This is a genomic window from Chryseobacterium amylolyticum (genome assembly GCF_051011775.1).
In the GTDB taxonomy this organism is placed as follows: Bacteria; Bacteroidota; Bacteroidia; order Flavobacteriales; family Weeksellaceae; genus Chryseobacterium.
This window is the reverse complement of sequence record NZ_JBPCHX010000011.1, coordinates 29,193-49,715: the sequence shown is the minus strand read 5'-3', so window position 1 is coordinate 49,715 and position 20,523 is coordinate 29,193. Positions and strand designations below refer to the sequence as shown.

Genomic DNA, 20,523 nt, shown 5'->3' with positions numbered 1-20,523 from the left:
TGTAGAGTTGATTGGCCTCACTATACGCAGATACCGTTAAAGTCGTTTTAGTGGCTCCGTTTTCCCATACCGTTGCAGGAACAAATTTGTAGACATCATTTCCTATATTGGCAGAATATTCAAACTTTACCGATTTTCCGTTCCAGTCATTTCCCACCGGTCTCTGTTCCAGGACCCGGTCTAAAGGTGAATTCTCCAGAACCTTCTCTGAATAGATTTTTTCATTACCATAAGTGGTGGGGTACACTCCCAATGGGCCGGAATAATAGTTTCCATTGCTGGTAGAAAGCTGGGGAACAGGCAGGTAATCTTTTACCTGTCTTCCGAACTGGTCATACTCGATATGAGTGACAACATCTCTTCCCAGAGGTGAAGCCTGTAAGTTGACAATCTGCTTAGGCCTTCCCAATCCATCTAAATACTGGACTGTTTCCGAGGATTTTGTAGGGGAAGTTCCGTTATAATCCAGATACGTTTTGGTCTGAATATAATTTTCATTGCTTGAAATGATTGAAAGCTGGGCATAGCTTATATTGGATAAGAGCAATGCTCCTATAGGTATTATGAGTTTTTTCATCAGTTTAGTTTTTATAGTTGTATTTCATTTCTTTCAGCACTTTGCCATTTACATCAATTACTTTTTCAAGTCGGTTAGCCGAATCATAACTATAGCTTTCGGTAATTCCTGATGGTGGTGTGATGCTTCTTACTCCTACTAAAGGGTCATAAGTATAAGTAGTGATCTGATAACCGGATAATGCGGTATTACTTCTGAAGGTATTCAATGCTGATAAGAAGGCTGTTTCATCATTGTTCACGCCTGCTGATGCATCTGTATTGGAAGCATTAACAATTTCTAAAATACCGGGAGATATTCCTGATAAACGTGCGTAAGTAATTCCTTCTATCTTAGCTATTGGCTGGGTTTGGTTATACCCCCAAACAATACAAACAGGAACTCCTTCTTTTGTAGTATACTGAAGCAAATTTCCTTTTTCATCATATTTATCATAAGTCAATTCAGTAGAAACAACATTTTGTAAATCGGTAGAATTTACCTGGTAAGGCACAGCCAATCCAGAAGTTTTTGTGTCTGCTTCAGCCTGATTGACAGGATATAAAGACTCTATCTTAGAAACCGTTATACCATTCTTTTGGGCTTCTGTCTCCAGTGGAATACCAATCATATTTTTAACTGTCAAATATTGATTGCTTTTTTCTTTAGCATACTTATATTTTGAGATATAAGTCTCTGCTCCCGGCTCATTTTGAGTAACACTTATCGGATAATCTTCCTGATTATAAGTAGTGTTCGTTGTTTTAACCACAGAATTCTGAACTCCGTTTGTATAGAAATATTGTTTTTCTTCTTTTTGAACGGGTAGTGTTATTCCAAACTTTTCGAAACCTTTATAAGGGTTAGTGAGCATTACTCCAATGTGTAATTGATTATAAAGTGCTTGATAACTACTGAAACCAAAAAGTTCAGAAACCATATTCTTTTCATAATTGTCATAAAGCTTAATCGCATCATTTTTTTCAAATTCAGTTGTGGTATATTGCGTTGTAGTTTCTGAAATAATCTGACCTGCTGCATTGTAAACCTTTTCCGAAACTGGCTGTCCTCTTAAATAATCAAGATTAGGAATAGGGACAACAGGTGGCACCGTAGATAGAATTCCATCATTTGGGTAATCTATAGGAGATCTGAATGTATGAACTGTTTTACCTTTTCCATTGCCATCTTTATCTTTTTGTTCAACCGTTACATATTTATACCCCACATCAGAACCCTGTGTTTTCTGAACCGGTAGGATATTATAATCCGTGGTTACTTTAAAATTAGCGTTATAGGTAATTGTAGGATTATAAAACTTATTTCTATAGGAATAACTATCGTCAAAGCTTGTAATTGGTTCCGGGAAGACAAGAGAACCACTGCTTTTTTGCGGATCATTAATGTCTTTATAGTCATAAAAAAGTCCTTTAGCTGGTTCTGTAGAGGTCAGTGTATCGAAATATTTAATATTATTAATTCTGATACCTCCACCTTTTTTAGTCAGGAAGCTATTAAAATAGTGCTCTTTCGTATACGCTGTAAGATAATATGAGATAGGTACTTGAGTAATACCTTTACTTCCTGTTAAGGATAAATAGTAGGTTCCCGGTTGTAACGTAACTGTTTCATAGTCATATTCTGTAAGAGGTTCTCCGTTTGGTCCTAAGTTCTGATTCATGCACTGAGCGCCACTGTTGCTTATACAAGACTGCCAGCTTAAGCCAAAATCAGCAAGGGAAGGAGAGTAGGTGTTGTCTGCGTTTTTTTTATAAATATAAAAATGCCAATTGGAATAAATTAGATTTCCAAGATCAAGATGAAGCTTAACTTTTTGTGGAGTCTGAACGGTGAAAAATTCTTCTTTTATTGACGAACTAAATGTATTTAAATCATAGGATACAAAAGTATTATCGGTGTCAATCCATTCCCCTGTTACAGGTTCTGTTCCATTGATATAGCTGTAAATATTTTCTCCAAAATCAAATACTGCTTTTCCTTTTGTAGGATATGTTAAAGATTTTAAAACGTCTGTTCTGTACGCATCATTATCTCCTTTATAATATCCCCATTTATCTTTTTGAAGTATACCTGAATTGACATAATAATCTAAGTTATATTCCTGATTTTGTACATTAGGTGCTGTCTTGGTAACTTTTACCAGCATCATTTTCTGCAATGTTTTCATTGCTCCATTTTCAGGTTGCCAATTTGTATTTGAATACCCATAATCCAACACATATTTATCTATGTATTGTTGTGTATTTTGCCCAATATAATTTGACTGAACAGATTTTAGTTTGTAGAGTTCAGTAGGCTCCATATAATTCGAATCCTGCCTTCCTTTTTCATAATTTAAATAAATTGATCCTTTTCCTAAGACATCAATGCTTGTTAACAACTTGGTATTGGTTGTATTATAAACATACTGCGTTTCAAAAGCTCCAGGCATACTCCCATCGGAGATTTCAGTACTTCCACTGGTATTGGAATATTGCACATTGCCAGCAAGTCGCTTAATTGTCGTCGAAGGTTCTTCAAATTTAACAACAGAATTAAGGCCGTAATTGAAAGTGGCAAGAAGATTATTATTCTGATCTTTGATATTTGTTAAGTTAAATGCAGCCCAATAATCTGCAATGTCCATACTTGGGTTAGGGTTACCTATTCCGCTTATAATGCCTATTTTTACACTTGTAATAGATTTTTGAGACTTTTCCATCCCTTCAAAAGTGTATCTGATTCCTTTATCATCAACAATAGTAAAACTGGTAATTTCAGCCGGAGCAATATTATTAATGATGATCTGTAAATTATTTTTGTCTAATTTTTCAGGTTTATAATTCCCATTGTCATCTTTTATAATATAAAATCTTCCTGATTGCCCCATAAAATTGTATTGATACAGATCGTATTCTGTATCATATTTTCCCATGGCTGCTTCAAAGCTGTAATCATTAAGATCAATTGTTTGATCTTTTATCAATTTTGAAGTTGGATTATAAATTTCATTATAAATACCATATTTTGTTTTTGGAGGAGAAGAGAATAAAATAGTTCTATTTTTTTCATCAGGATTCCCTCCCCTAACTGTTCTGGAAATTGTTCCTCCTGCAATAAGGCTCCAACCTAATCCTGTTTCACTTGCTTTGTCTTCTGGTTTAGCATTTAAAGGGTGGTATTTTAATTGTACAGCCATCACAACTTTAGGATTGCTTGTTGGGATACTGACCAAGGGAATATTAATATCAGGAATTCCTGTGTAATAACTTACAGGAACTTCTTCAAATTTCATTAAATTGTTGGAAGTCGGTGCGGAAGGAAACATTTGGTTGATATCGCCAACATAACTTTTGGGGTCATTTCCACCTACCCCAGATTGCGCAAGAAGTGTATTGTGTAATGAAGCTAGTAATAAAATTACAGCAATTGTATTTTTCTTCATGGAATTAGTTTTTATTTTTTTATCAGTTTGGCATTTGCTGTTTTATTATTATCCGTTTTTATGGTCACCAGATATGCTCCCTGAACCAAAGCCTGGGTATTAATTTTAGTCACTTTATTCTTCGTTTTAATACTCTGAAGCTGTCTTCCGCTCATATCATACAACAGAATATCTGCATCCTTAAAATCAAAACCGATTTCTATGTAAGCATAGTCTGAAACAGGGTTTGGATAGATTTTGATATCGTATTTTTCAATTAACTGATCAACCTGTTTGTCTCCCAGTTTTACAATCTTCCAGTTTTCTTTCCCCAGCTCTTCTGCACTGGTTCCGGCCAGAACAATAGAACCGTCCCTGTTGAGTTTTAAATCAGATAGCCTCTCTGCTTTCTTCCTTGATTCTCCTTTGACGTGTTTTCTCCACTGCTCATTGCCATTCTGATCCAGATACAGCATCCAGAAGGTTTCATCATCCGTTTCTATTCTTCCTTCCGCCTGCGTGTAACCTCCCAGCAGAATGCCTTTAGACTCCCCGCTTCCATCTTCCTGCTTCCCGCTTATTACACTCATACCCATCAGGATATCCCGGTTACCCAAATTGTAAGACTTCTGCCACTGCTCATCGCCTCTTTCATTTAATGAAATCAGCCAGAGGTCTGTTCCTTCTTCAATTCCTACGGTTTTATTGCCTGACCTTTCTGATCTGGATTCCCCGCCAATGATAAAGCCGGTTGAAGTTAAAGCCAATGTTCTCAAATGATCATCACCTTTTCCTCCGAAATTCTTTTCCCATTCCACTTTTCCGTTTTTGTCAAGCTTTACGATCCAGTAGTCGCCTTCGCCAAAGTTGTCGCTTTGTTTTTGTACCGTTGTCAGATGTCGGGTGTCGGATGTATTTTGAGGACTTTGTACATTATACATTTTACTTTGTACAGCTGAACTTCTTGAATACATTCCGAGTAATGCTCCTCCGTCTTTGGTTGGAATCATTTTTTCTACTTCATCCAAACCTTTTCCCCCTAAAATTACCTGTGAGAGTTCTTTTCCGTCTTTGTCTAGTTTTGTGATCAGAATATCTTTGGAACCATAACCTTTTGAAGAGCCCTGTACGTTTCCCGCAACAAAGAATCCTTGATCTGTAGTCTGAATCACAGCTCTTGCTTCTTCATCGGAAGAACTTCCCAATGTTTTCTGCCATAATTCATCTCCAAATTCATTGATTCTGACCAGCCAGATATCTGATCCTCCTTTGGAATCCTCTTTTTTATCCAACCCTTTTCCTGAATAGCTGGTACCAGCCAGAAGAAATCCTCCGTCCTGTGTGGTAACCGTTGAAGACAGATAATCATGGTTTGATCCTGAGAAATACTTTTCCCAGACTTCTTCTCCCTGTTGATTGAGTTTGATCAGGTGAAAATCGTAACCGTTGTTCTGCTTACTTCCAGCCTCCGGCTTTCCGCTTCCTGACTGTATGGAACTTCCTGTGATAAGATACTGCTGATCAATGGTAGTGGTAACCTGGCTTAGAAAATCCTGGGTAGAGGATTGGATATCTTTCTGCCATACCACTTCCTGGGCAGATACGCCCAGAACCATGCACAAAGTAAGTGCACTGAGATAAAACTTTCTCATTTTAATGTTTTTTGAGTTAGTAATTAGCTTTTTAAAACTTTGCGAATTTAGCACTTTTTAAGATGCAAAAATCACATTAATGCGATTTAATGTAAAACCTGCTGTTAAATATTTAATTTCATTGTTTATATTGGCTTTGTTTTATTCCGAAGCAAAAATATATACACGAAACGACAAAACTTGTCGTGTTATTTTAATTAAGTAACCTTGACTAAATTGTTATTGCCTCTTTCAAAGTCAGAGTTCCGAAATTTTCTCAAACAATTCAGGGTAGCTGGTGACTAATCCTGTTTCATCTACCAAAATTTCTGCTTTAAAATCGGTTTCAATATTTTCATACAGGTATTTATTAGCTGCCATGCGGGTGTATTGCTGCTGTACAGGTCTGATATGATGGTTTAAAACATCAATATAAATCACGTCAATTTTCAGAGAGCTATTCTCTGGAAGTCTTAAATTATTAATCGGAAGCGTATTGGTAAATGGTGTCAGAGAAATGTCTATAAACTTAAAATGATTGAATTCGGGGTGCTGGACATTATTGATATCCCATTGATTCTGATTTCTTTTTCCTGAAAATATTCTTTTAGCTGTATTGATTTCTGATTCAATTATAAAATCCTGAACAGTCCAGTCTTTATCAATAAGAATTTTATAATTCAGTGCATATATTTTATCCTCGTGGCAGCCAATGATTTTCGATTCTGCAGTATACCCTTTATCGTCTGATTGTAGATTAAAATATTCAAGGGATTGATAAAAGATTCCTTGCCAGATTAATGTCTTCATATCATATTGTTTTTAATGTTGTGGCTTTTTGAATGGATTTTTAATGTCAGCGGGATACCCTTCGTTTCCGGATTCTGCTTAATGTTTCTCTTGCAACTCCCAGAAATGAAGCCAGCTGAGTGAGAGATATACGCTGAATCATATGAGGATAGCGGGTTTCCAGATATTCGAGTCTTTCCTGTGCTGTATAAAGCTTGAACAAATCGGAAAATTCTTCCTGCCTGGAAGCAAACTGACGAATACAATGCCGTCCTAATGTCTCAATTTCAGGGATTTTAGCAGCAGCTTCAAACAATCTTTTTTTATCAAAAATAATGGCATGAAGTTCTTCACAGGCAATAATGTTAAACTCCGATTTTTGTCCGTTTCCAAAGCTGCTGATATTGGTAGCGATTTCATTCTCAAAGAAAAATCCGGTATTTCTAACATCTCCTTGTATTTCATAATAACTTTTGCAATATCCTTTATCAATGTAAAACAGAGAGTTACAGATCTCTCCTTCCTGTAACATCAGTTCATTTTTTCTGTAAGTTCTTTCCGATAAAGCAGGCAGAAGCATTTTCCAGCTTTCATCGGAAAATGGTGTGAGTGATCTGATATAGTTCAGAAGATTTTGCATGATATCAGAGCGATATTTTTTGCAAAAATAATAAAATTGAAGAAGGCTGTTTGTACAAGATTAAGTTTAGAAACGGATTATATAAGATTGTTAAAAAATACCTTTATTTTGGTATAGGGTCAGCGATATAAAGATTCTTTTTATCGATTTTCAGAATATTGGTATCTTTCGTGTACCAATCTACAAATTTCTCATATTCTGCTTTATTATTAATGAGCCAGCTTTTAAAAGCTTCTTGATCTCCTATCTGAAACAGATAATAATTATAAGCATTAAATAGATTGTTGTCATCCATTATTTTTTGATAGTTTAATAAAACATTTGACGGATTGTTCTTGTGTTTCAAATATTCCTTCAACGCCTTTTTTCTGATGTCTGACAGGGTTTCTAAATTGATTTCTTTTTTATCGACAGTAGCGAGTGCAAAATATCCGCTGTAAAGAAGACAGAAAGGAAGAGGATCAGTAGGTTTACTGTCTTTTTTAATAGTAATAAAGGCCTGGCAAAAATCAACTGTTGTACTTTTATCTTTGAATTTTACTGCTTTTTTATATCCGTCATATAAAAGTTGACTCATTTCCTGGCTTCTGGAAGTGGTGCGTTCCAGATTTAAGAATATTTCACCATAAACGAGACCGTATAGCATATTATTAGAATTTAAAAATAATTTGGCTACTCTGTAATAGTTTGATGGATATGATGGTTGTGCCTTTATCCCTCTTTCGTAGTTTTCAATGGCCTGGGTTATTTTTTTTTGAAGTTCAAGGACAACTCCTTTCTCAAGATAGAGTTTTCCGGAAGACGGAAATTTTTTTAATCCTTCATCATAAGTTTTTATAGCTTGTTCCGGGTTATCAGCATAATCATAGGCATTACCAAGAAGGGCATAATAGTAGTCATCTATATTTGGATAATCTTTGATTTTTTCTAACAGTAATATGGCACTTTTATAGTCTTCTTTTCGAATATAGGCAAGTGCTATTTCATATGGATAGGTATAATCTTGTGGATCTTTTTTTCACATTCTCTAAGGATAGCGATTCCATCATCATATTTTTCTTCATCAATAAGTTTGACAGCATCATGAACTTCTACACATTTGAATGTCTTTTTCTGCGCATACATGAATGAAAAGGCAGTGAGTGCAGCTATAAAATAAGTTTGTCGTAACATGAGCTTTTTGATATTAGTCTTACTGCAAATATGCATTTTTTTAAACAAAAAAGAGCGGTAAAAACCGCCCTCAACAAAATTTTATCTAACAAGTATACTTTACATATAAACACATCCGCATCCTGTTTCCCATTCCTGGCAAAGACGCATCGGTTCATGACAGCCCGGATTACCGCCGCCACCGCCGGAAACTCTGTAGCAGGTACCATCGCTGCAATAGTAGGAGCCTATTGTGGGAGGACAGTTGCCATCGATATCACATATAGCATATGGAGTGTCTCCACCGCTGATCAGGACAAGCTGATTTCTCTTTAATTTTTTCAGATTTTTCATAGTAATCATTTTTAATTTGTTGATAACTAATGTATAAATTTTTTAACACACCGGCAAGTGTTTTAATTGAAAGCGACTAAAGATTGTATGATAACGATCTTTCTATTCCAGATCTAAAGTCATAAAAAGAGCAATTTCCTCCGTATTTTCATAGAGTCTGGTGTTCAGCCCGGTAATATTGAATCCCATTCTTCTGTAAAACTGAATGGCAGGGTAGTTGGTATTCTGTGTTTCCAGCTCCATAACTCTGCAGTTTAGCTTTCTTGCCTCTTTAATGGCATTTTTAATCAGCATAACTCCGATTCCTTCCCGCCTGTGTTTTTCATCGATCAGAATATTTTCAATATAAAAACTGTTGTTCCACGTTCTTTGCTCACAGATGATCCAGCCTGTCAGTTCTTCATTAATAAAAGCACCGAAAGAATTTCCCTGTTCAATGATGGTGTTCAGGTCTGCAAGGTCTTTATTGGCGGTATCCCAGGTTTTGGTATAAGGCAAGGACTTTTCTTTTAAAATAAACTCAAAAGAACCTCCATATTCAATAGAAGAGACTGAGTATATTGTGTCTGTTATATAGCCGTTATGCCCCCAATTCAAAACAGGGTTGGAAGCTAATTTTTGTAATTTTCTTATTTCCACATCAGATGTTTTAAGTTTATTGGATTTCAGTACAGATTTCCACAAGATAATTGTTGGGATCTTTGATGTAAGCCGTTTTTTGGCCCCATGGCTTTACAGCAATATCTTCATAAAGAACAGCTCCGTTTTTTATTGCTTTTTCTACCAAAGCTTCTACATTGTCAGTAGTAAATCCTAATTCCATTCCGAAGGGCTTGTCTTCTGTTTTTGCGGTTAAAAATCCTTTTTTGATATTGGAACCTGCAAGGCTGACAGACGCGAAGGAAAGAGTAGTTTCACCGGTCAGAAGTTCTCCATAATCTTTTTCAGGGGTGATGAACTTTATTTCAGAACCGAAAGTATTTTTGTAAAAATTCATGGACTGCTCTACATCTTTAACATAAAGAATGACATATTTGAATTTGATCATATAAGTGAATAAAATGGGTTTATTTTTTATTGATAATATATTCTTCATCCACCATCAGTTCTGCATGAGGCCCTTGTAAAGGATATTCTTTGAAGCTTCCGAAATGGCCGAAGTGAAGAGGGTATTTTTGAGTAAGCCGGCGTACTTTACTTCCGAAAGAATTGATATCAACCTTTTGAAAAGTATCTTTTTTCTGTCTGCCATTGGTGAAAAAGAGCATCAGATTACAATGATCTTTAAAATCATAATCATTATAGTAAAATACATGGAGATTTTCTTCCCTGCATATCTGCACAAAATCATTAATAAGATCCTGCTTATACTGCAAAGGCAGATTACAGTCAATTCTGGCAGCATAATTTTCTGCATTGCTTTTTTTGAAATCCGAACCAACCATCTGGATAAAACGGTGTTCTATATTTCTGAATTTTTCTCTTTCAGGGGGGTAGCTTTTACTGGATTGAATGGTAAAAGAAACTCCGGAATCTAATAATACAGCATTTTCCCGGATCAATAATTCTTCAATTTCTAATGCAAACTGAAAATGAAAATCAAAAAGCATATGGTCACCAATATTGATGATCAGTTGATTTCCATCGATATTCAGGTGCAAATAAGTTTCTTTGAAACCAGCTTTCAGTTCTTCGAGTTTCAGGATAAGATCATCTGTATTTTTAACCCGGACCTTTGCTGCCAATTCGGCTGGGTTATCGGCGTGTCCGCCATACCCGGGATAAAATTTGAAAAACCGGAAGTAATATAAATTTTCTGGAAATCCGAAATACCAGTATACGCCTAAAATCATTGGTTATTAAAAGTTTAAAAATTTAAAAACTGTATAAATCTTGATAATCTGGAGTTGAATTCAATTTTTTCATAATCTTTATCAGGATTATATATTTTAATTTCAACCTTATTTCTGTCTTTGATTGCAAGCCCGGAATGAGTTTCAAGATTTGAATTAATTCGTTCCAGTAGTTCCAATTGGAGCATTACATCTAATATTCTTTTTCCATCCGCAAAATCTTCGTAAATAGTAACGGGAAGAGGCTGGTAGTCAGGAGTAGATTTAATATAAAGAGAAAAAAAATAGGGATCAAGGTCTCCGAACTCCATTCCAAACATAAATGGAACTTCAATTTCCTGCTTTGTAATTACATTTTGAAAATAACAATGATAACCATGAAGGAAATATCTCCATTTTCCTACTTTTCCACTCTGAGTTCTTCTACTTCGACCTTTGAAATAATTAAAAGCAAGAAAAGGGAAATCTTTGTTTAGCTTTATTTTCTTCTTTTCAAAAAATAAACAGACCAGTTCTTCGCCAAGTTTTCTGTAATCTTTGGCACACTGTACAAAAAACAATTGGTTGGCGATTATCTCTTCTTTTGTAATCAGTCTCTTTATTTCAATTTTAGGCTCAATTGAATGAATAGCAATTTGAAAATGAGGGAGATCTTTTGTTAATTGTTCACCATAATCTTCTCTGATATAGCTGATAGGATGATCAAAAACTATTTTAATTATTTTTTGTCGTGGAATATTTCTGAGGTAATCAATACAAGGAAGTTCTTGTATTGATTTAGCAGTTATTACATGAGTGGTTCTTTCCAAAGCATTAAATCAATGATTAGTTCAAAATTAAATAAAATTTCACACTCCAAAACTTTCAAAACCCTTAAATTTGTGGTCAATAAAAATTTTACTTGGATGCTTAGGAACATTTCAATTGCGGCAGCTACTTTATTGTCCGTAGTTACAATCAATGCGCAGAAGAACAGAAATACTCAATTGGAAAGACCCAAATTAGTCGTAGGTCTGGTGGTAGATCAGATGCGTTGGGACTATCTGTACCGTTTTTATGGTAAATACGGAAATGATGGTTTCAAAAGACTTTTGAATACAGGATACTCTTTGAATAATGTACATATTCCTTATGTACCTACCATTACGGCATTAGGACATACATGTATCTACACAGGCTCTGTACCGGCTATTCATGGGATTGCCGGAAATGACTGGACGGATAAGGAAACAGGAAAAGGAGTTTACTGTACTGCGGATGAGAGCGTTCAGCCGGTTGGAACTACCAATGCAAAAACCGGAAGCCACTCTCCGAAAAACCTTTGGTCTACTACGGTAACTGACGAATTGAGACTAGCTACCAACTTTCAGGGAAAAGTAGTGGGGGTTTCTTTGAAAGACCGTGCTTCTATTCTTCCTGCAGGTCATACTCCAAACGGTGCCTTCTGGTTTGATGACAGCACAGGAAATTTCATTACGAGTACATGGTACATGAATGATCTTCCTCAATGGGTAAAATCATTCAACGCGCAGAATCTTCCTGAAAAATTAGTGGCAAATGGCTGGAATACTTTACTTCCAATCAATGAATATACGGAAAGCGCACCTGACAATTCACCTTGGGAAGGTCTGCTGGGAAGTGCGAAAACACCTACTTTCCCATACAGCAATTTAGCAAAAGATTATCAGGCTAAAAAAGATAATATCCGTTATACCCCTTTCGGAAATACGTTGACATTAAAGTTGGCTGAAGCGTCAGTAGAAGGTGAAAAACTAGGTGGAGATAATATTACAGATTTTTTAGCCATCAACCTTGCGTCTACGGATTATGCAGGACATAAATTCGGACCGAATTCTATTGAGGTGGAAGATGTTTATATCAGATTAGACCAGGATCTGGCAGAATTTTTCAAATATCTTGATTCCAAAGTAGGAAAAGGAGAGTATACGGTTTTCCTTTCTGCTGACCACGGAGGAGCGCATTCTGTAGGATTCCTTAAAGAACATAAAATCCCGACAGGATTCTTCGGAGAAGATGCAGAAAAGAACCTGAACCAGAAGCTGAAAGAAAAATTCGGGGCTGATAAACTGATCAGCGCTATTGATAACTACCAGATTTATTTTGACAGAAAAGTATTGGCTGACAGCAAGCTTGAACTGGATGATGTAAGAAACTTTGCAGTGAAAGAAATTGAGAAGGATCCTACAGTTTTATATGCTGTTTCCGTAGATAAAGTTCAGGAATCCAGTATTCCGGAGCCGATCAAACAGAGAATTATCAACGGAATCAACAGACAGAGAAGCGGAGACATCCAGCTGATCTCCCATGATTCTATGCTTCCTCCATATTCAAAAACAGGAACTACACACAGTGTATGGAATTCTTACGACTCACATATCCCATTGATCTTTATGGGGTGGGGAGTGAAGCAAGGAGAAAGCAATAAGGAATATCACATGACAGATATTGCCCCTACGGTATCTTCATTACTGAAAATTCAGTTCCCAAGCGGAAATGTAGGGAACCCGATTACTGAAGTTATGGGTAAATAAAGTTGAAAATTATATAAAATAAAAGCCGTTCCAGTGTTGGAACGGCTTTTTATTTTGGTTATGATGCTCTTATCATTTGCTGAATTTCTTTCTGAAATTCTTTATTTTGTCTTCTGACCTTTACAATAAAATACAGGAGTACAGCCATTATAATACCTCCCAAAGCAACAGAAGCTGTTATTATGGAATTATGATAAGATTTCAGCTTTTCGCTTTCTAAATAGGTTTCCCTATTATGATTATCAATAATCTGATTAATGGATCTCAGTTCGTTCTGCTTTCTCCTGAAACGCATTTCCAGGTATTTTTTGTTATACTGCTGATAGAAATTCTGTTCTCCCAGAGCAAGATAATTATCAGCTAATTCTTTGTAGATGCCTTCGTTCAAAATAATATCTCCTGTATTTTTACACAGGTTTTCTGCTTTTAGCAAAAGATTGATTGCTGATTGATTTTCATGTTTTTGCCTGTAGATTTCAGCAATTCCTTTCAAGGCAAATGCTTCCAGACTTTTAGCATGATTTTTCCGGGCATAGTCCAAAGACTGAACAAAAGCTTCCTGTGCCTTATCAATTTGATTGAGATTAAGATAGCAGTATCCAATGTTATAGTATACCACACTCATATTAGCGTAGGTGGTTTTCCCGGAAGATACTTTTTCAAAATTCTGTATCGAAATAAGAAACTTTTCCAGGGCAATTTCTGAATTAGACTGACTCTTGTAAATCATTCCCTTTATAGCATAACTTCTTGCGTTTTCAATATATTTGAAAGGAGTTTCCGGTATTCTGGCCAGATACTGATCGGCTTCATTCAAAGTTTCTAAACTCTTATTGAATAGTTCCATCTGCTGATATTGAATGGCAACAGAAATAAGAACGCTTGCCTTGCTTTTGAAATCATTGGTTTTCTGCGAGAGTTCCTTAGCTTTTAAAATATACTTTAAAGATTCCTCGAAGTTTCTTTTGGCAATATTCGCTGTGGAAAGCAGCATGTAAATATCAATGGATGTACTGATATCCGGATTTTTCCTTAATAATTGTTCTCCGGTTTTAATGGTATAATCGGGGTTGTCATAAATTTCAAGCCGGGCTTTTCTTATTAATTCACGGTCCGGTATTTTCTGAGCTTTTATAACGATACAAAAAGACAGAAGGATTGAGGTTATTATTTTAAAAAAGAGTTTCATACAGTTTTACTTTTACTGATTTCCTGAATATATGTATTGGGAGACATTCCGGTGACAGACTTAAAGACCGTAGTAAAGGCACTGTGTGATGAAAACCCTGAATACTCTGCAAGATAGCTCACTTTATAATTGAGAAAAGTAGAATCATTCTTTAATAATTGTACAATATGATTGATTCTTAGTTTGTTGATATAGCCGTTAAAATTTTTCTCCTTGTTATTAATAACTTCTGAAAGGTATTTCGTGTTAACCTCCATTTGAGAGGAAAGCATGGATAACGACATGTTTTTATTCAGATAATGACCGGATTTTTCGAATTCTTCAAGTTTGCGAAGAATCTCATCTTCTTTTTCCCTTGATATTTTGGTAGAACCGGAATCTTTTGCTGTTGAAGTAGCCTTCTCTGGAATGGCAGATTGGGACTTGCGACTGATCTGTTTTTCAAAGAAATCAAATTGTTTTTTTAAGTCTTTACCTTTACTTTTAATACTTAAAAAATAAGCGAATAGTCCCAAGATTATCAAAGACAAAATGAGTGCTAACGACCAGAAGGATTTAACAAACATCAGCTTTTGAAATTCAATATTTTTATTCTGACTGGTTTCCACAAGTTTTACAAGATACCGTATTCCTTCCCTGGAACTGGCATCTGTTTTTGTCTTTAGATCATTGCAGAGTTTATTGTACCGGTGGTACTTTGTATCATCATGAAGTGCATAATAGCTGCGGGATAATGACTCATAGATTTTAATTTTTAAATTATTGAAAGGCAGATTTTCAATCAGTGAAAGTCCGGCTTCCAGCTTTTCAACAGACGCTCTGTAATCCTGCTTCAGAAAATAATATTGAGATAGGTTTTCATAGGCAAGACCTAAGAGAAATGGCTGGTTTTTCTGATGCTCAAGATCATCAATAATACTTTTTATAAGAGGTTGATATTCGATAAGTTTATTTTGTTTCAGCAGATAGGAAGAACGGAAAATCCTGTTTTCCAGTTTTAATATTTTATTTTCTTCATTCTGACCGCTGAGGTATTGATTGCTTTTGTCCAGATTTTGCAGCGCTGTGGAATAATCCCGGTTGATCCCTGAGTTCAAAGCCTGAAGCTGATATAGTTTTGCGGTAGTAACTCTTAGAGCCACATCGTTACTTTTAAGAAGTTTCTGATCAGACAGGAGATAACTGATAATTCTCTTAGACTGATTGTATAAACCCAGATTCTGATACTGATCAGCAAGGTTATAATCACCGAAGATCTGCATAAAATAAGAAAGATTATTGTGCAGGTCAGGATCTTCTTTTTGAGCAAAAATATTTACAGATTGTACATAATCACCTTTCATAGCAAAAGCCTGGGAAATAATATTCTGAAGGATCATTTTGTGTTCTGTATTCTGATCACTGACAAGAATTCCCTGAGTATAGCTGATACATTCGTCAGAATTCTGATAGAGTTTCAGAAATGCCTTATCTGCCAGGATAGTAAAGTCAGGACCGGATTGTGCATTGGTGATAATGGAAAAGCCAATGAAAATAACAAGGAGAATTTCTTTGCTATGATCAAATAATTTTTGAATGAATACTGGGTTGTTTGTGTTTTTTTGAATAATTCGGGTAAAATCCATATTCAAAATATTGTTTTCTTATATGTTTGATTATTAATATTTTAAAAATTATATTCTTTTGAAATTCACGAATTATGAAAGTCAATTTCTTTGGGTGTGGTAAATATTATATTAATATTGTTTTCACCAATTAAAAAATCTAAATATAATAAAATATGAAAAATTTTTACAAAATGTCAATGAAAATATTAACAGCTTGCCTTTTTCTGAAATTGGGTATTGTGAAAGCTCAGCTTACTGTAATAGGCCTGGGGAATTATAATGTAGGAGCTGTTTCAGATAATGGAGTAGTAAGCTTGCATACAAGTGCAGGAGCTATATATAAATGGAATGCATCGGGAGGACTTGTACAGATAGGTTCAATATCAAACGGATATCCTGCCGCGGGCAGAACCATAGTTTCGAATGACGGGACCAAGATCTCATCTTCCGTTACAAATGCTGCAACAGGTTTCAATGAAATCTCGACTTATGATGTAGCTACGGGCACATGGGTAAACAGGGGAGGGCTGGTTCCTGCCGGCTGGGATGGCAGTGTAAGTTCTACCTGGGGGATGACAGCTAATGGTAATACAATTGTGGGGCTGGGATTCCTTACGGCAGCTAACGCACATGCTGTGAAATGGGATGAAGTAAACGGAATGGTAGATCTGGGAAGTATTGTTCAGGGACGAAGCTCCAGGGCAAACGCAATCAATGCTTCAGGAACGGTAATTGTCGGATGGCAGGACGAATCAAACGGTACCAGGAGTGGTGCGAAATGGCAGGATGGAGTAGAAAGCTTTATTACAGATAACAATGGAAATAATGTTGGAGAAGCGGGAGGTATTTCCGCAGACGGAAGTACAATCATCGGTTCAGCCAATCCTAATCCCTATGTTTGGAATGCAGTAAGCGGACTTACTTATATTACGCATCCTAATGCATCATTCAGTTTCAAGGGAGGAGCAACAGGAATTTCAGGGGATGGAACTAAAGTTATTGGATATTACAGAGCATTCGGAGCGCCTCCAATGTCTGGCGAGGGTTTTATATGGACCTCTGCCACCGGAAGAGTTAATCTGAATGATTATGCGGTATCCTTAGGAATTGCCACCAATGGAGTAACGATGGGACTTCCTCTGGCTATTTCTCAGGATGGAAAGAAAATTGCCGGAATGGGTGTGAATGCTTCCAATCAAATGGTTGCTTTTTATCTGGATGCATCTGAATATTTATCTGTGAATGATGTGGTAAAAGAAAAAAACAGCATGGGTATTTATCCTAACCCGGTTACTGATATTCTATATTTTAAAGGGACAGGAAAAATAGACAAGGCAGAGATTTATAATTTGGTTGGACAAAGAGTGAAATCATTCAATACTGTAGAAGGACAAATTGATGTTTCATCCTTGTCAAAAGGAGCTTACATTCTGGAATATTCTGTGAAGGGAGAAAAGCAACAGACTTATAAATTTATCAAAAAATAACATATATAAATAGTAAAGTAGTGGGATGAATGGCTGTTTTCAATATTGAAAGCGGCTGTTCTTTTTTGTTTACATACCCAAAAGATAACATTTTTAAGGCGAAGCACGGTTTTTTGTTGAATACACATAAAAAACTATCTTTGCAAAAATTTTGGTTTCCAGTATTTTGGAATGAAAAGGGAATCGGGTGTAACTCCCGGACTGTCCCCGCAACTGTAAATCGCAACACAAGTTTCTGCAAAAAACCACTGTTTAGCAACGGGAAGGGGCAGAATGCGAAAGTCAGGAGACCTGCCAGGATTATAACAAAAAACATATTGCTTTCGGAGGAAAAGTAAAAAGGTATGGATATAAAAAGATCTTTAATACTGCTTTTTTCATCGTATGGTTGTTTTCTTTTTGGCCAAGAGAAAACCATTGACACTATTTATGTTTTCGACAACCAGATGAACAGGGTGAAACTTTTTCATCCCGTAAAAATAATTTCAGCAGAGGATGCTGAGAAGAACTCCAGCAACCTTTCGGAACTTCTGAGATTTCAATCACAGGTATTTATTAAGGAAAATGGCCGTGGCGCTGTTTCTTCACCTTCTTTCAGGGGGACTACCGCCCAGCAGACTGCATTTGTATGGAACGGAATTAATATCAATTCCAATTTTCTCGGACAGGGAGATATCAATAATATCGCATTGTTCGGATATGATCAGATCGGAATAAAAGCCGGCGGCGGAAGTGTTGTCTATGGAAGCGGAGCCATTGGGGGAAGCATTCACCTGAATAATACCCTCGATTTTAATAAAGGTTTCCATGGTTCTTTATTTTCTGAAGTGGCTTCCTTTAATACTTATAATAATTTTGTAAAAGGTTCTTACAGCAATGATAAGTTCAGCTTTAAAGCTTCAGGAAATTACTCCGTAAGTGAAAATGATTATAAGGTAAGTGACCTTAACTATGTCAACAGAAACGGGAATTATTACAATACAACGTTCAATGTAGGGGCATCCTATAGAATTACGAACGATCATAAAATTTCATGGCAGAGCCAGTTTTTTGATTCCTCACAGCATTATCCGGTGTATGAGGAAACAGGGACAAAAACTAAATATAAAACGCAAAGCGTAAGGAGCCTTCTTTCCTGGGACTGGAACAAAACAAAGTTCAGCAACTCTTTTAAGGCTGCCTATACAGAGGAGAATTTCCAGTATTTCGGTTCGTTGACCCAACCTAAATCCAGCAGTGGAACCGGGAAAAATTATATTTTTAAAAATGATTTCAATTATTTCCTGAATTCAAAATGGAATTTTAATCTGATCGGAGAGTTTCAGGTCAATAAAGGAGAAGGATATCAGAACGGAATATCCAGTGTCAGCAGAAATATAGGTTCCGTTTCAGGGCTATTGCGATATTTTGCAACGAAAGACCTGCGTTTTGAAGGTGGATTTAAAAAAGATTTTGTGGAAGATGTGAAATCACCGTTAATGTATTCATTCTCCGGAAAATGGAGCGCTGCAAAATGGTATGATGTGGGCATTAATGTCTCCAAAAATTTCAGATATCCGTCATTTAATGATATTTACTATGAACCGGGCGGAAATAAAGACCTGAGACCGGAAACCTCAACTCAGGTGGATATGACTAATGAGTTCAAAGTAGGAGATTTCAGGCTTAGCCTTTCTCCTTATTATATGAATATTACAGATCTTATTGTATGGCTGCCAACTGCTAAAGGGTACTGGCAGGCTTTTAATGTCAATAAAGCAGAATCTTACGGGCTGGAATCTCAGCTTTCTTTCAGTAAACAGCTTGGAAGTCATAAAATCCATGCAAATGCAGGATATTATTATGCAAAATCTATTGATAAAGAAACAAACATGCAGAGACCTTACGTTCCTATACACAGAGGAACGGTTAATCTGGATTATGAATATGGTTTCTTTAAATTTTTTACCCAGGCATTACTGAACGGGGTTACCTACACCACAAGTGATGAAAAAAGGTCAGAAGCTATAGATCCTTATTTTCTTTTAAATATGGGTGTTTCTGCAACCCTGGCAAAAAAGTATACCTTAGGGTTTAAAGTGAATAATCTAACCAATACATACTATAAAACCGTTTCTTTCAATCCTTTACCGAAAAGAAACTATAGCGTGTATGCAGCAATAAATTTTTAATAATTAAAATTGAATAAATTATGAAAATAACTAAACTTTTAACTGTATTATTTGCAGTGGTACTATTGTTTAATATGTCTTCATGTACAAGTGATTCTGAGGAATTTGAAGTTTCTCCGATCACTTATCAGAACGGATATTTTATCTCTAATGAAGGTAATTATAACAGCCAGGGAGCTAAAGTAACTTTCGTGACGAGAGATTTAAGCCTTAAGCAGGATGATGTATATGGTTATAACAACAATAAAGATATCCTGGGTGATGTTCTTCAGACCATTGGTCTTAACGGAAATAAAGCTTATCTTGTTTTGAATAACTCAAACAAAATTGTTGTAGTAGACCGTTACACATTTAAGAAATTGGGAGTAATCGCACAACAGCTTGATAATCCGAGAGGAATTGCTTTCGCTAATGACTTTATCTATGTTGCTAATACCAATTTCAGTGCACATACTCAAAGTATAACAAAGTATAAAGCTTCGGATTATTCATTTGTAAGCAAAATTAACATGACTGAAGTTTCTGATAAAACGGTAGAAGCGGGAGGAAATATTTTCGTACAAAATGCTTCATCAGGGTATGGAAACAAGATTACTTATATCAATACTTCCAACGACAGCAAAACTGAAATTACCGTTCCGAATGGTCAGATTGGAAACACTGTTTCTTACAAATCCAACGTTTACACAATTGCTTCCACGGCTACAGATTCTTACATCTATAAAATTTCAGGTACAGGAACTCTTACACCGGTAATTACACTGACAGGAATTCCAAGTGCTACCAACCTTCAGATTGATAATGACAAATTATACTTCAGTTCAGGCAATAAAGTGTACACAACAAGTTTAACTGCTCCGACAGTTCCTTCCAGCCCATTATTAACAGCTGCAGATGGAGGTCCTTACTTTACGTTATATGGATTTAATGTTATTGACGGAAGAATTTTTGCTTCAGATGTAAAGGAGTTTACACAAGAAAGCGAAATGGTTGTATACTCAGCAGCTACAGGAAATAAGATTGTTACTGTAAAAACAGGAGGTATTGGGGCTAACGGAACTTTTCTGAACCCATAATAATTTATTACTTCTAAAAATAATTTTTTATTTTTTCATCAT

The 20,523-nt window shown here is 35.9% G+C and carries 18 protein-coding genes, 1 pseudogene and 1 riboswitch; of the genes and pseudogenes, 4 read left to right on the top strand and 15 right to left on the bottom strand.

Features of this window, described 5'->3' with window-relative positions:
* From ACR1PO_RS22220 to ACR1PO_RS22160, 13 genes and pseudogenes are all read right to left on the bottom strand, one after another.
* On the bottom strand, positions 1 to 577 hold a 577-nt coding region (locus ACR1PO_RS22220; protein ID WP_433988207.1), incomplete at its 3' end, for a DUF6443 domain-containing protein.
* Between the two features lie 4 nt (positions 578 to 581).
* A complete protein-coding gene (locus tag ACR1PO_RS22215) occupies positions 582 to 4,001 on the bottom strand; it encodes a hypothetical protein (protein WP_433988206.1) in 3,420 nt (1,139 codons plus the stop codon).
* 11 nt (positions 4,002 to 4,012) lie between these two features.
* Positions 4,013 to 5,632: a T9SS type A sorting domain-containing protein gene (locus ACR1PO_RS22210; RefSeq protein ID WP_433988205.1), complete on the bottom strand. Its 1,620-nt coding sequence runs from the start codon at positions 5,630 to 5,632 to the stop codon at positions 4,013 to 4,015.
* Between the two features lie 237 nt (positions 5,633 to 5,869).
* Positions 5,870 to 6,421 (bottom strand): putative glycolipid-binding domain-containing protein, encoded by a 552-nt coding sequence (locus ACR1PO_RS22205; protein WP_433988204.1) that lies wholly within the window; start codon positions 6,419 to 6,421, stop codon positions 5,870 to 5,872.
* Between the two features lie 46 nt (positions 6,422 to 6,467).
* On the bottom strand, positions 6,468 to 7,040 hold the full coding sequence (locus ACR1PO_RS22200) for a Crp/Fnr family transcriptional regulator (RefSeq protein ID WP_433988203.1): 573 nt from the start codon (positions 7,038 to 7,040) through the stop codon (positions 6,468 to 6,470).
* A gap of 103 nt (positions 7,041 to 7,143) precedes the next feature.
* On the bottom strand, positions 7,144 to 7,686 hold the full coding sequence (locus ACR1PO_RS22195) for a hypothetical protein (RefSeq protein ID WP_433988202.1): 543 nt from the start codon (positions 7,684 to 7,686) through the stop codon (positions 7,144 to 7,146).
* 105 nt (positions 7,687 to 7,791) lie between these two features.
* Positions 7,792 to 7,878, bottom strand: a pseudogene (locus tag ACR1PO_RS22190) (hypothetical protein); the annotation flags it as partial.
* 140 nt (positions 7,879 to 8,018) lie between these two features.
* Positions 8,019 to 8,213: a hypothetical protein gene (locus tag ACR1PO_RS22185; protein WP_332385181.1), complete on the bottom strand. Its 195-nt coding sequence runs from the start codon at positions 8,211 to 8,213 to the stop codon at positions 8,019 to 8,021.
* Between the two features lie 99 nt (positions 8,214 to 8,312).
* Positions 8,313 to 8,546: a hypothetical protein gene (locus tag ACR1PO_RS22180; RefSeq protein ID WP_332385182.1), complete on the bottom strand. Its 234-nt coding sequence runs from the start codon at positions 8,544 to 8,546 to the stop codon at positions 8,313 to 8,315.
* Between the two features lie 102 nt (positions 8,547 to 8,648).
* Entirely contained in the window at positions 8,649 to 9,185 is a 537-nt protein-coding gene (locus tag ACR1PO_RS22175; protein WP_332385183.1) for a GNAT family N-acetyltransferase, read from the bottom strand.
* A gap of 16 nt (positions 9,186 to 9,201) precedes the next feature.
* A complete protein-coding gene (locus tag ACR1PO_RS22170) occupies positions 9,202 to 9,594 on the bottom strand; it encodes a VOC family protein (RefSeq protein WP_433988201.1) in 393 nt (130 codons plus the stop codon).
* Between the two features lie 19 nt (positions 9,595 to 9,613).
* Positions 9,614 to 10,399 (bottom strand): hypothetical protein, encoded by a 786-nt coding sequence (locus tag ACR1PO_RS22165; protein WP_433988200.1) that lies wholly within the window; start codon positions 10,397 to 10,399, stop codon positions 9,614 to 9,616.
* Positions 10,400 to 10,413: 14 nt separating this feature from the next.
* Positions 10,414 to 11,208: a DUF6896 domain-containing protein gene (locus ACR1PO_RS22160; protein WP_433988199.1), complete on the bottom strand. Its 795-nt coding sequence runs from the start codon at positions 11,206 to 11,208 to the stop codon at positions 10,414 to 10,416.
* Between the two features lie 96 nt (positions 11,209 to 11,304).
* On the opposite strand from ACR1PO_RS22160, the gene pafA reads away from it, so the two are divergent.
* Positions 11,305 to 12,951, top strand: a complete 1,647-nt coding sequence (gene pafA, locus ACR1PO_RS22155; RefSeq protein ID WP_433988198.1) for an alkaline phosphatase PafA — start codon at positions 11,305 to 11,307, stop codon at positions 12,949 to 12,951.
* Between the two features lie 58 nt (positions 12,952 to 13,009).
* Here the strand turns inward: pafA and ACR1PO_RS22150 are convergent, their stop codons facing one another.
* Positions 13,010 to 14,140 carry a tetratricopeptide repeat protein gene (locus ACR1PO_RS22150; RefSeq protein ID WP_433988197.1) on the bottom strand — a complete coding sequence of 377 codons (1,131 nt, stop codon included), beginning with the start codon at positions 14,138 to 14,140 and terminating at the stop codon, positions 13,010 to 13,012.
* Positions 14,137 to 15,765, bottom strand: a complete 1,629-nt coding sequence (locus ACR1PO_RS22145) for an AraC family transcriptional regulator (protein ID WP_332385190.1) — start codon at positions 15,763 to 15,765, stop codon at positions 14,137 to 14,139. The genes ACR1PO_RS22150 and ACR1PO_RS22145 overlap by 4 nt, the downstream gene beginning before the upstream one ends.
* Positions 15,766 to 15,944: 179 nt before the next feature.
* Between ACR1PO_RS22145 and ACR1PO_RS22140 the strand changes: the two genes are divergently transcribed.
* The 3 genes from ACR1PO_RS22140 to ACR1PO_RS22130 all read left to right on the top strand — a co-directional run bounded on the left by ACR1PO_RS22140 (position 15,945) and on the right by ACR1PO_RS22130 (position 20,481).
* Positions 15,945 to 17,234, top strand: coding sequence for a T9SS type A sorting domain-containing protein (locus ACR1PO_RS22140; RefSeq protein WP_433988196.1), 1,290 nt, complete (start codon positions 15,945 to 15,947; stop codon positions 17,232 to 17,234).
* A gap of 135 nt (positions 17,235 to 17,369) precedes the next feature.
* Positions 17,370 to 17,547, top strand: a riboswitch (cobalamin riboswitch).
* A gap of 31 nt (positions 17,548 to 17,578) precedes the next feature.
* Positions 17,579 to 19,405, top strand: a complete 1,827-nt coding sequence (locus ACR1PO_RS22135) for a TonB-dependent receptor plug domain-containing protein (RefSeq protein WP_433988195.1) — start codon at positions 17,579 to 17,581, stop codon at positions 19,403 to 19,405.
* A gap of 20 nt (positions 19,406 to 19,425) precedes the next feature.
* Positions 19,426 to 20,481, top strand: a complete 1,056-nt coding sequence (locus ACR1PO_RS22130; RefSeq protein WP_433988194.1) for a YncE family protein — start codon at positions 19,426 to 19,428, stop codon at positions 20,479 to 20,481.
* Positions 20,482 to 20,523 lie beyond the last annotated feature (42 nt).